Here is an 11713-nt window from a genome sequence, read left to right as displayed (position 1 = left end):
GCAAGCATCTGGCTGGCATCGCTGACCGGCACCGCTGACCAGGCCTGGCCGGCCCCGCCGCGCAATGTGGCAAACCGGCCCCGCCGCGCAATGCGGCAAGCTGGCCGTTACCGCCCCGCGCAGGACTTGCCGCCGTCCACCGGCAGGCACACGCCGGTGATGTAGCGGGCGTCGTCGCTGGCCAGGAACAGCGCGGCATGGGCCACGTCCCAGGCGTCGCCCATGCGGCCCATCGGGCTGGCCGCGTTGCGTCGGCGGCGCATGTCCTCGACATCTTCGAACTGGCCCGCGATCTGCGCGTAGATCAGCGGCGTGTCCATCACGCCCGGCAGCACCGCGTTGACGCGGATGTTGTCGGGCGCATAGCGCACCGCCAGCGCCCGGGTCAGGTGGTTCAGGCCGGCCTTGGCGGCGTAGTACGAGGTGTAGGGGTAGGTGTTGACCTGGATCGACGCCAGCGACGAGATATTGACGATGCTGCCGCCGCCCTGGGCCAGCATGACCGGCAGCACGTGCTTGCAGGTCAGGAACACGCCGGTCAGGTTGGTGTCGATGACCCGGTGCCAGCTTTCCTCGCTGGCCTCGATGGGGTCGCCCATTTCGGTGATGCCGACGTTGTTGTGCAGCACGTCGATGCGGCCGACCTGCTCGCGCATGGCCTGCACCGCCGCCAGGATCTGGCCGCCGTCGGTCACGTCGGCCGCCAGCGCGGTGCAGCGCCCGCCTTCTTCCTGGATGATGCGGCGGGTTTCCTCGGCCGACTCGGGGCGCAGGTCCGCCGCGAACACGTGCGCGCCTTCGCGGGCATACAGGGCCGCGGCGGCGCGGCCGTTGCTCCAGCCCGGCCCGGACGAGCCGGCGCCAAAGACCAGGGCGGTCTTGCCCTGCATGCGCCGGCCCGCGCCCGGCCGGCTGCCTTCGTGGATCTCGGCCTGGCCCATGTCAGTCCGCCGAAATATGCGCGAAGTCGGCCACCTTCTTCCACTTGGCCACGTCTTCCTTGATCATCGCGGCAAAGGCCTGGGGCTGGTCGGCGACCACGTAGGCGCCCACGCCGGCGTACTTGGCCTGCACCTCGGGGTCGGCCAGGGCGCGGCGCGAGGCTTCGTTCAGTTTGGCCAGGATGGGCGCGGGCAGGCCGGCGGGGGCCAAGAGGCCGTTCCACATTTCGGCGTCGTAGTCGGGCAGGCCGACCTCGGCAAAGGTGGGCACGTCGGGCAGTTGCGGCAGGCGTGTCTTGGCGGCCACCACGATGGCGCGCAGGCTGCCGGACTGGATGTGCGCCATGGACGAGGCCGCCGTGTCCCACAGAATGGGCACCTGGCCGGCGATGACGTCGTTCAGCGCCGGGCCGGTGCCGCGGTACGGCACGTGCATCATGTCCAGCCCCGACAGCGATTTGTAGTATTCCATCGCCATGTGGGTGGCGCCGCCGTTGCCCGACGACGCATACGAATACTTGCCCGGCGCGCCCTTGATCAGCGCGAAGAACGCGGCGTAGTCCTTGGCCGGGAAGTTCTTGTTGACCACGATCACGCCCGGCACGCGGATGATCTGGGTGACCGGCGTGAAGTCCTTGATGGCGTCGTAGGGCAGGTTCTTGTACACCGCCGAATTGGTGCCGTTGGTGCTGGACGTGCCCAGCAGCAGCGTGTAGCCGTCGGGCGTGGCGCTGGCCACGGCGCGCGAGCCTACCGTGCCGCCGGCGCCGCCGCGGTTTTCCACCACCACCGGCTGGCCGATCTGCTTGCCCAGCGCTTCGGCAAAGATGCGGCCCACCACGTCCGACGTGCCGCCCGGGGGAAAGGGCACGATCAGGCGGATCGGGCGGTCGGGGTAGCTGCCCGCGGCATTGCCTTGGGCTGCGGCAGGGCCCGCCAGGGCGGTGGCCAGGGCCGTCGCCGCCAGGGTCAGCCAGTTGCGGATTCTCATGGTTTGTCTCCTCGCTTGGGGATTATGTTTTTTTTAATGGCTCAGGCGATGCGGTCGCCCGGCTTGATCTTGGCTGCGCGGCTGTCCACGCCCGGCAGCATGTGCGCGGGGTCGCGCGTGACCACTACGTCCAGCACCGTCGGCCGATCGCGGCAGGCGTAGGCGGCGGCCAGCGCGGCGGGTATCTCGGCCGGGTCCTCCACCCGGATGCCGTTGCAGCCCAGCGCACGCGCCACGTTGGCGTAATTGGTTTCCGCCAGGTCCGACGACTGGTAGCTGCCGCTGCCGTACATCAGGTGCTGCAGCGCCTTGATATAGCCCGACGCGGCGTTGTTGACCACCACCAGTGTGAACGCCAGGCCCATGCGCACGGCCGTTTCCAGTTCGCCCAGCGACATGTTGCAACCGCCGTCGCCCGTCAGGCTGACCACCTGCCGGCCCGGGGCCGCGGCCGCCGCGCCGATGGCGCCGGGAATGCCGTAGCCGATGGACGCAAAGCCGCGGTCGGGCACGAAGCCGCGGCCCGCGCGCTTGGTATCGAACAGCAGGCCGCCCCAGTGCGCGGCAAAGCCGCCGTCGGCCACCAGCACGCCGTCTTCGGGCAGGCTGGCGTTGATTTCGTGCATCAGCCGCGCCATGCCGATGGGCCGGTCGGCCGACGTCAGCTTGGCCTGCACCGACTCGCGCCAGGCGTGCATGGCCTGGCCCACTTCGTCGGCATAGCCCTGGCGGCGCGCATCGCCGGCATCGGCCAGCGCCGCCAGTTGCCGGTCCAGGTCGGCCAGCGTGGCGCGCACGTCGCCCCACAGCCGCAGCGCGGGCGTGGTGGTGCGGTCGAATTCCTCGGCCACGATGTCCAGGTGGATGATGGGGGCGCCCGTGGACAGCAGGTCGTAGCGGCGCGTGGCCACCTCGCCCAGCTTGCAGCCCACCACGAACAGGCAGTCGGCCTTGGATATCAGTTCGTTGGCGATGCGGCTGTAGCGGCCGAACAGGCCTGCGTTCAACGGGTCGCTGCAGGCGATCGCGCCCTTGCCGCTCATGGTGTGGGCCACGGGAATGTTGTAGCGCCGGGCGAAGTCCTGCACGGCCTGCGCGGCATCGCTGATGTGCACGCCGCCGCCGCACAGCATCAGGGGGCGGTCGGCGCCGGCCAGCATGGCGGCGGCTTGCGCCAGGCCATCGGCGTCGGGCCGGCAGCGCAGCGCAGGCGCGCGGCGGTAGGTGTCCACGGCATGGAAGGCGGCGGCGTCGAAGGCGTGGACTTCATGGGCGATGTCTTCGGGCACGTCCAGCACCACCGGGCCGGGGCGGCCGCTGGTGGCGATGGCAAAGGCGCGCCGCACCAGTTCGGGGATGCGTTCGATCTTCTCGACCCGCAGCACGTCTTTGACCACCGGCCGCAGCACTTCCAGCTGGCGCGCTTCCTGGGTCATGTTCTTCCAGGAATGCATGCGGTGCGAATCGCCCACCAGCGCCACCATGGCGGTGCCGGCGTTGTAGGCCTCGGCCAGGCCGGTGACCAGGTTGGTCGCGCCCGGCCCCAGCGTGGCATCGCACACGGCGGGTCGGCCGCTGACCTTGGTATAGGCGTCGGCCGCGAACACCGCGCAGCGTTCATCGTTGATCAGGTTGTGGTTCAGCTTCAGGCGCCGCACCGCGTCGTAGAACGGCAGCAGCTGAAAGCCGCCCATGCCGAACATCAGGCCGACGTCATGCGCCGCGAACATGCGGGCGATGGCTTCGCCGCCCGTGATTTCCAGTTTTTCCGACATGCGGAGGTTGCTCCCTAGTGGATTGCGCGCCCTGTCAGCAGGGCGTCGATAAAGGTTTTCAGGGCCATGCCGGGGCGGCAGCCCAGGTCGCGGGCGCGGGCGTTGGCCGACGACACCACGCCGTCTTCGAAGCATGAGCGGGCATCGCCGATGCGGGCGCTGTGGGCCGATACCGTCAACGCTGCGATGCCGCGCTGCTGCAGCAAGGGCAGGCGGCCGATGCCGGCGCTGTCCTTGCCGATGCCGGCATCGTTGAAGGTCACCAGCCGCGGTTCGGCGCGCACGCCGTCGGTGGCAAGACCCGCCAGCCGCTCGCCGTGGGAGGCGGTGACGGCGATCAGGCCGTTGTCCGCTGCGCCCAGCAGCGAGACCGAATCGGCGCCGATGACGAGCGGCGCGCCGTCGGTGCCGGTGGCCAGGATGCGGCGCGCTTCTTTCTGCGGTGCGGGGTGGGTGGGCGCCAGGTCGGCCCGGGCCAGCCGGGCAGCCGCCTGCGCCACCGCCATGCCGGGCCGGCAACCCAGGGCATAGGCCAGGTCGTTGACGTGGCTGATGATGCCGTGGCGTGCCATGTCGGCGCCGTCGCCGATGCGGCAACTGCGGTAATCGGCCGTGGCGGCGGCCACGCCCCATTGCTGCAGGTCGTGCAGGCCCGCAATGCCGGCCTGTTCCCAGCCTACGCCGGCATCGTTCAGCACCACCGCGCGGACCCGGCCGCGGGCCGCGCAATACGCGGCGTAGCGGCCGCCGTGCGAACCGGCGATCACCACGCGGCCGGCATCTTCGGGCGCCAGCTTGGTGATGCTGTCCAGGACGCGGGCTTCCCGGATGTCTGTCTCGTATTCCATATTATGGATTTTTATCCCGGCACCCAAGCGGCGCAGATACGGCGCTCAAGGGCGGGGTTGTCTCCGTGCAGATATCAATGATGTTCTGCAGGCGATTCTACGAGCGTGCGTTTCCCTGGAGCAATGATGTCTCCATATTATGGAAATCAATTTCTGGAAAGGCGCCCGGGGCCGAGCGGCCCGCCCGCAGCGACGCTTACTTCTCCCAGCCGCCGCCCAGCGCCAGGAACACGGCGATCTGGTCGTTGCTGAGTTCGGCCTGGCTGGCGGCCAGGGCGCTTTCGTTGGCGGCCAGGGTGCGTTCGGCGTCCAGCACGGTCAGGTAGTCGGTCTTGCCGTACTGGAACAGCTGGCGCGCCTGCGAGGCGGCCACCGCGGCCTGGTCGCGCGCGGCGCGCAGGGACGCCTCGCGGTCCAGTTGGCGGGCGTAGACCACCAGCGCGCTCTCGGTTTCGCGCAGGGCGTTCAGCACCGACGCATCAAAGCGTGCCACGGCAGCCTTGGTGTTGGCCTGGGCTTCGGCAATGCGCGCCTGCACCGCGCCGGTGTTGGGCAGCGTCCAGGAAATCAGCGGACCGACGCTCCAGCTGAAGGTGCCGCGGTCGCCGAACATGGCGGCGGGGCCGCCCGACGCGCCGGACAGGCCCAGCGTGATCTTGGGGTACAGGTCGGCCGTGGCCACGCCGATGCGCGCAGTGGCGGCGGCCAGGCTGCGTTCGGCCTGGCGGATGTCGGGACGGCGGCGCAGCAATTGCGCGCCGTCGCCCACGGGGATGGTCTGGGTCAGCTTCGGCGCGGCGGCGCATTGCAGCAACGACGCGGGAATCTCGGCGGGCGTCTGGCCGGTCAGGGCGGCCAGACGGTACAGCGCGGTGCGCTGCTGTGCCTGGAAGGGCGGCAGGTTGGCCTGCAACTGCTCCAGCTGGGTACGCGCGCGGGTCACGTCCAGCACGGTGCCGCGGCCGGCGCGTTGCAGGCGCGACACGGCGTCCAGCGATTCCTGCTGCACCTTGACCGAATGCTGCGCCGACGCCAGCTGCATGCCGGCCGCGCACAGGTTGGCGTAGGCGCGCGCGGTTTCGGCGGCGACGGTGACGCGGGTGGCGTCGTAGGCGGCCTGGGCCGATTGCGCATCGGCGTTGGACGCCTCGATGGCGCGGCGGATCTGGCCGAACAGGTCCAGCTGGTACGACATGCTGGCGCCGGCCGAATACGACCAGCGGTTGGGCGGATCGATGCCGGGCGCCAGTTCCTGGATGCCCGATACGTGGCCGAAGGTGGGCGAGGCATTCACGCCCAGGCTGGGCTGTCGCTGCGCCTGGGTTTCGCGCAGGGCGGCCTGGGCGCGTTCGAGGTTGGCGCTGGCCACGCGCAGGTCGGTGTTGGCCGCCAGCGCCTGTTCGACCAGCCCGTCCAGCGTCGGGTCGTTGTACAGGCGCCACCAGTGGCCGGGCACCTCGTTCTGCTGGAACACGCCTTCCTGCGCTTCGGTGAACGGCACCTGGGCGCTTTGCCGCGTGGCGACCGACCCGGCAGGCACCTGGTAATCAGGGCCCACGGTGGTGCACCCGGCCAGCGCGGCGGCCAGCATCAGCGGCAGGAAGAATTTGGTGTTCATGGCGGTTACGGCTTGGCGTTGTCGATAGGTTGAAAGGGTTGAAGAAGGTCGCGTGGGGATCAGGACGGCTGCTTGGCCGCGGGCTCGGCCGGGCGCGGCGCGGCGGCGTCGCCCACGGCCACGGTGGCGGTCTGGCCGGCGACCAGGCGCACGCCTTCGGGCACCTCGTCGATCTTCACGCGCACCGGAATGCGCTGCGCCAGACGGACCCAGTTGAAGGTCGGGTTGACGTTGGGCAGCAGGTTGGCGCTGGTGCTGCGGTCGCGGTCGGCGATGCCCAGGGCAATGCTCTCGACGTGGCCGCGGATCTGGCGGCTGTCGCCCATCAGCGTGACGGTGACGGGGTCGCCCTCGTGGATGCCGGGCAGCTTGGTTTCTTCGAAGTAGCCTTCGACGTAGAACGAGCTGGAATCGACCAGCGCCATCACGCCGCGGCCGGCGGTGGCGTAGGAACCTGCGCGCAGGTCCAGGTTGGTGATGCGCCCGTCGGTCACGGCCAGCACGCGGCTGCGTTCCAGGTTCAGGCGCGCGGTGTTCAGTTGCACTTCGGCCTGGGCCAGCGCGGCCTCGGTCTGCTGCAGCTTGGTCTGGCTTTGTTCCAGCGCCTCGGCGGCCACCAGTTGGCCCAGCGAGCGGTTGCGCTTGGCGTCGCGCATGGCTTGTTCGCGCGCCACCTGTTGCGAGTGCACGGACGCCTGCGCCTGGTCATAGGCCAGCTGGAAGCGCGCGCGGTCGATCTCGAACAGCAGGTCGCCGGCCTTGACGTCCTGGTTGTCGTGCACGGGCACGGCGGTGACCAGGCCGGATACGTCCGGCGCCACCTGCACCACGTAGGCCTTGACGCGGCCGTCGCGGGTCCAGGGTTCGACTTCATAGTGCACCCAGAGCTGCCAGCCGGCGGCGACGGCGGCCACCACGACGGCGGCCGTCAACGCGAATTTGCCGAGGGCGGCGGGGCGCAGGGCATTGGGGAGTTTCATACCTATCTCTGCAAAAAATAAGGGGAAATAAGGGATACGCCATACAGCAGCACCACGAACAGCGCCAGGTCGAACAGCGCGGGGTGCCACACCAGGCGGTACAGCCCGGCGCGCGCCAGCACGCGGCGCACGGCCCAGGCCACGCCCAGGGTGACCACGCCCAGCACCAGCAGCCAGGGGAAGTAAATGCCGTAGAGGTTGAATTCGCCGATCATGGGGTTTCCAGCGTGGGATGGGCGGGTTGATAGTCGGCCGCGTCCGGGAAGAACGCGCGGCGCAGCCCCACCAGGGCCACGACGGCGCGGTCGCGGGCGGCGGCGCCGGCCGGCGTGGCCGAGACGCTGGCCAGCGCGCGGTCGATCTGCGCCAGCATGTCCGGCGTCTTTTCACCGGCGCGCCACGTCGAGCGGGCGCGGAAGAACTGCGCCAGGCTGTCCAGCACCGGCGCGATGGTGGCGTCGGCCATGGGCAGGTGGCGGCGGGCGTGCTGCAATTCGGTGATGTCGCGGCCCACGCGCAGGTCTTTCAGCGCGTCGGCGGCGACCAGGTCGTCGGGCCGCTTGGCCAGCGCCAGGCGCGGCTGCAGCAGGCCGATGCGGTCCAGCATGCGGGCGGCATAGGTGTGGCGTGCCGGGGCGCGCGGCGAACTTGCCAGCACGGCCAGTTCTTTCCAGTTGGCGGCCTGGATGCGGCGGGCGCTCCAGTCGGCGCTGACGGTGCGGAAGATGGCGGCGATGATGGCGGCCGCGCCCACGCCCATGCACTGCGCCACCTGGGTGTCGATGAACGACACCAGGTCGGCGGTGTGGGTGTCTTGCAGCGCCATGGTGCCCAGAAACCCGAACAGCACGGCCATGGCCTTGCCGGTGGACGCGGGCCGGGCGATGAAGACGCCCAGCACGAAGGCGGTGGGCAGCATCGCCAGCGCGAGCATCTCGAACGAGTGGATGGCGGGCATGATGCCCAGCAGGTACAGCGCCGACAGCGGAATGGAATACACCGTGTAGACCAGGAACTGCATGATGCCGGGCACGGGGTTGTCCTGCGAGGCGAAGAAGCAGCTGAAGATGGCGGCCATCATGGCCGCGGTGGCGCCGTTGCTCCAGGCCGTGCCGATCCAGAAGGCGCAGACGACCGAAATGGCCACGCCCGCGGCCAGGGCCGACAGCAGCGCCATGCCGTGGTCGCGGTGCAGCGTGCTGGTGTTGTTGGCGGCGCGTTCGGCGCGCGGTGCGCGCAGCGGGGCGCCGGCCAGGCCGGCGCGGATTTCCCGGCGCAGCGCCAGGCAGGCGTCGTAGGTATCGATGAGTTCGCGCAGCCGCGTCATCAGGCTGGCCAGCAGCGCATCGCGCCAGCTCGAGCGGCTGTCGATGTCGGGCGTCAGCTGGGTGACGGCGGCGCGCAGTTGCACGGCGGTTTCGTGGGTGGCCTTGGCGCCGGCGTTGATCCATTCCGAGATGTCGGCCAGCACCTGCGAGACGGGCTCGGGCAGGGGCTGGCCGTTGGCCTGCAAGGCCCGCATGCGGTCTTCGACGGCGGACACGGCCGGCGTCAACGCGGAAATCTGGTCCTGCATGGCGCGCACCGCGCCGGCGGTCCAGCGCAGGTTGCTGGTGTCGAACGGCACGTGGGTAGACAACAGGCGCAGCTGCGTGATGTCGTTGGCGAGCACGCGGCGGTCGCGGTCTTTCTGGTCGGCGTTCTGGCCGCTCAGGGTGTCGTGGATCCAGAGCTTGGCGTCGCGCACGGCCTTGTCCAGCTGCAGGGTCAGGGCGGGCGCCAGGCCGCGCGGCAGCACGATGCTGTGGACCAGCGTGGCGCAGACGATGCCCAGGCTGATTTCCTCGACGCGCGCCAGGGCGGTATCGAACACCAGCGACGGGTCTGACACGCTGGGAAAGCCGATCATGGCGGCGGTGTAGCCGGCCAGCATGAACAGGTACGAACGCGGCGTGCGGTCCAGCACCGACAGGTACAGGCAGGCGCCGACCCAGGCCACCATGGCGGCGGTCATGACGACGGGGGAATTCGACAGGCGCGGCACCATGTAGACGGTCATGGCCGAGCCGCAGAAGGTGCCGACCAGGCGGTACAGGGCCTTGGACCGCACGGCGCCGGACCAGGGCTGGGCCACGATGTAGGCGGTGGTCATGGCCCAGAACGGGCGGGGCAGGCCGATGCTGTACGAGAGATACAGCGCCATGATGGCGCTGATATAGCTCTTGAGCGAAAAAATGGTCTCGCGGACGTTCGGCAATTTCATGGGCGCCGGTCCTCTTGGGCCCCGGCCGTGCCGCGGCCCAGCGCAGTCTTCAAGGTGTCGAACACGCGCAGGCAGGCCTGCAGGTCGGCTTCGCTGACGCCGTCGAAGAGGCGGCGGCGCAATTCCACCAGCACGTCTTCGACCTGTTTGCGCAGGGCATGGCCGGCTTCGGTCAGGTGCAGGGTCTTGGCGCGGCGGTCGTGCGCGTCTTCGCGCCGTTCCATGAGGCCCGCGGCCACCAGTTGATCGAGCACGCGCACCAGCGAGGGGCCTTCGACGCCCAGGGCTTCGGCCAGCGCGCCCTGGCGTACGCCGTCGCCCAGCCGGCCGGTCAGGATGACGGGCCAGGCCGTGGCTTGCGACAGGCCGTAGTCGGCCAGCGCCTTGTCGGCCGCGCCGCGATAGGCGCGCGACAGCACGATCAGGTTTGCGGTGGTAGCCATGAGTTGGGAGTCGGTGGGCGGGTTCATGAATTCGATTGTATCCTATCTATTAGCTTACTATTAATTGAAAATGGCGAATATCTCCATAGATTTTTCCAATCGGAAGAATAGGGGGCAGGCTTTCCGTGGATGGAAAGCCGGGGACGCGTCAGGGGCGGGGAAGCGGCGGCGACGGGCGTGTCTGCGATGAGACAGGCGTCAGCCGCGGTCCGTGAAGGCCGGCAGGCCGGTCAGCCGGGGCCTGTCAGCAGGCCCCGGGCGGTGCGGCGTCAGCCGTTGCAGTCGGCCCAGCAGTTGGGCGTTTCGTACAGGCGCACGCGGGTCAGGCGCAGGTCGGCGCCGTAGTGGCCGTGGTAGTGCGGCGCCAGGGTGGCGAAGACGATGGCGGCCAGGTTTTCGGCGGTGGGAATGCGGTCGAGCACGACGGTTTTGTGGCCGGGCAGGGTATCGAGGAAACCGCGCACGGCGGCGTCGCCTTCGTAGACGAGGAAGGCGTGGTCCCAGACATCGACGATGTGGGTCTTGGCGATGTGCTTGATTTCGGAGAAGTCCATCAACATGCCGTTGTCGGATTCGCCGGGGGCCTGGACGATGTCGCCGGTCAGGGTGATTTCAAGCACGTAGCGATGGCCGTGCAGGTTGCGGCACTGGCTGCGGTGGTCGGGAATGCGGTGGCCGGCGTCGAATTCAAGCCTGCGGGTCACGGAAATCATGGAATGCCTATGTATTTATGGGTCTGCAGGCTGAGTCGCCATTGCGGGTGCTGCATGCAGTATTGAACGGCCTGTTCGGTGTTGGCGACGCGGGCGGGGCCGTCCATGGGCTGCAGGAAGAAGTGCTGGAAGTCGAGGTGTTCGAAGTTGGGCGGCAGGGCGTTGGGCTGGGGGTAGACCAGCTTGAGCTCGTTGCCGCGTTCGATGACGACGGGGGCGGTGCCTTTGGGGCTGACGCAGATCCAGTCGATGCCGGGGGGCGGTTTGACGGTGCCGTTGGTTTCGATGGCGACGGTGAAGCCGCGGGCATGGATGGCGGCAAGCAGCGGCTCGTCGAGCTGGAGCAGGGGTTCGCCGCCAGTGAAGACGACGTAGCGGTTGTCGGTGGTTTCGCCCCAGGCGGTGGCGATGGCGTCGGCGAGCAGGTCGGGGGTGGCGAATTTGCCGCCGCCGTGGCCGTCGGTGCCGATGAAGTCGGTGTCGCAGAAGTTGCAGGCGGCGCTGGCCCGGTCGCTTTCGCGGCCGGTCCAGAGGTTACAGCCCGCGAACCGGCAGAAGACCGCCGCACGGCCTGCGTGGGCGCCTTCGCCTTGCAGGGTCTTGAAGATTTCTTTGGCGGTGTAGGTCATGGACTTGCGGGGGGCTGGAATGGGGCAAAAGCGGATTATTTTAGTCTTTCTGGGGAATGGGTGATTCTGGGCTTGCTGGTGGTGGGGATTTGTTCTTGCTTGTTTTCTTGGGCGGGTGGTTGGTTTTGCTTGCTGCGATTGGTTCTTCGTAGGTCGCCCGCGGGGCTGGGCCTTGTTGTGGCGAGCGCCCACGATTGCGGTCCGGAGCCTTCGCTCCGGACTGCCCCGTTGTCATCCTCGTCCTCGCCTTCGGCGACTCCTACGGATTCCCTCGGGCGCATCGAGGTTGCTCGCCACAACAAGGCCCAGCCCCGCGGGCTACGGGTTTCGAGGATTGGGGCGCTGCTGCGTCGGGGCTTGCATAGAGATTTGCGGGGCCCGCCGCTTTCGGCCGCGCGGGCGGCCTCATCGGCTTACGTGGTGTCTTGCGTCGGCCAGGGGGCGTTGCGCGGCGGGGCAGGGCGTTCTGGCTTTGGGGTGGTTGCCAATTGCGTCGCGTCGCCGTTACCAGT

General features: G+C 69.0%; 11 protein-coding genes. All 11 read right to left on the bottom strand.

The annotated features are described in order from the left end of the window. Nucleotides 1–107: 107 nt before the first annotated feature. The 11 genes from AC6LJ2_RS19305 to queE all read right to left on the bottom strand — a co-directional run bounded on the left by AC6LJ2_RS19305 (nucleotide 108) and on the right by queE (nucleotide 11201). Nucleotides 108–941, bottom strand: a complete 834-nt coding sequence (locus AC6LJ2_RS19305; protein ID WP_498151960.1) for an SDR family NAD(P)-dependent oxidoreductase — start codon at nucleotides 939–941, stop codon at nucleotides 108–110. A gap of 1 nt (nucleotide 942) precedes the next feature. Further along, the gene (locus AC6LJ2_RS19300) at nucleotides 943–1932 is read right to left on the bottom strand and encodes a tripartite tricarboxylate transporter substrate-binding protein (RefSeq protein WP_263913204.1); all 990 of its coding nucleotides are present in this window, start codon (nucleotides 1930–1932) and stop codon (nucleotides 943–945) included. Nucleotides 1933–1973: 41 nt separating this feature from the next. Next, entirely contained in the window at nucleotides 1974–3707 is a 1734-nt protein-coding gene (locus AC6LJ2_RS19295; RefSeq protein ID WP_263913205.1) for a thiamine pyrophosphate-binding protein, read from the bottom strand. A gap of 14 nt (nucleotides 3708–3721) precedes the next feature. Next, nucleotides 3722–4555: a hypothetical protein gene (locus tag AC6LJ2_RS19290; protein WP_498151959.1), complete on the bottom strand. Its 834-nt coding sequence runs from the start codon at nucleotides 4553–4555 to the stop codon at nucleotides 3722–3724. A gap of 196 nt (nucleotides 4556–4751) precedes the next feature. Then, on the bottom strand, nucleotides 4752–6173 hold the full coding sequence (locus AC6LJ2_RS19285; protein ID WP_498151958.1) for an efflux transporter outer membrane subunit: 1422 nt from the start codon (nucleotides 6171–6173) through the stop codon (nucleotides 4752–4754). 59 nt (nucleotides 6174–6232) lie between these two features. Then, a complete protein-coding gene (locus tag AC6LJ2_RS19280; protein WP_263913208.1) occupies nucleotides 6233–7153 on the bottom strand; it encodes an efflux RND transporter periplasmic adaptor subunit in 921 nt (306 codons plus the stop codon). A 2-nt stretch (nucleotides 7154–7155) separates the two neighbouring features. Then, entirely contained in the window at nucleotides 7156–7368 is a 213-nt protein-coding gene (locus AC6LJ2_RS19275; protein WP_025140452.1) for a DUF1656 domain-containing protein, read from the bottom strand. Next, nucleotides 7365–9416, bottom strand: coding sequence for an FUSC family protein (locus AC6LJ2_RS19270; RefSeq protein WP_263913209.1), 2052 nt, complete (start codon nucleotides 9414–9416; stop codon nucleotides 7365–7367). The genes AC6LJ2_RS19275 and AC6LJ2_RS19270 overlap by 4 nt, the downstream gene beginning before the upstream one ends. Continuing rightward, nucleotides 9413–9886, bottom strand: coding sequence for a MarR family winged helix-turn-helix transcriptional regulator (locus AC6LJ2_RS19265; RefSeq protein ID WP_263913210.1), 474 nt, complete (start codon nucleotides 9884–9886; stop codon nucleotides 9413–9415). Before AC6LJ2_RS19265 ends, AC6LJ2_RS19270 begins: the two co-directional genes overlap by 4 nt. Before the next feature lie 242 nt (nucleotides 9887–10128). Beyond that, complete coding sequence (gene queD / locus AC6LJ2_RS19260; RefSeq protein WP_498151957.1) at nucleotides 10129–10572, bottom strand: 6-carboxytetrahydropterin synthase QueD; 444 nt, start codon at nucleotides 10570–10572, stop codon at nucleotides 10129–10131. Then, nucleotides 10569–11201: a 7-carboxy-7-deazaguanine synthase gene (queE, locus tag AC6LJ2_RS19255; RefSeq protein WP_263913212.1), complete on the bottom strand. Its 633-nt coding sequence runs from the start codon at nucleotides 11199–11201 to the stop codon at nucleotides 10569–10571. Before queE ends, queD begins: the two co-directional genes overlap by 4 nt. Between the last annotated feature and the right edge of the window lie 512 nt (nucleotides 11202–11713).

This window comes from Achromobacter sp. 1014246743, from assembly GCF_059760725.1.
Note: the sequence above shows the minus strand (reverse complement) of the source record. Positions and strands in the feature narration are given on the sequence as shown.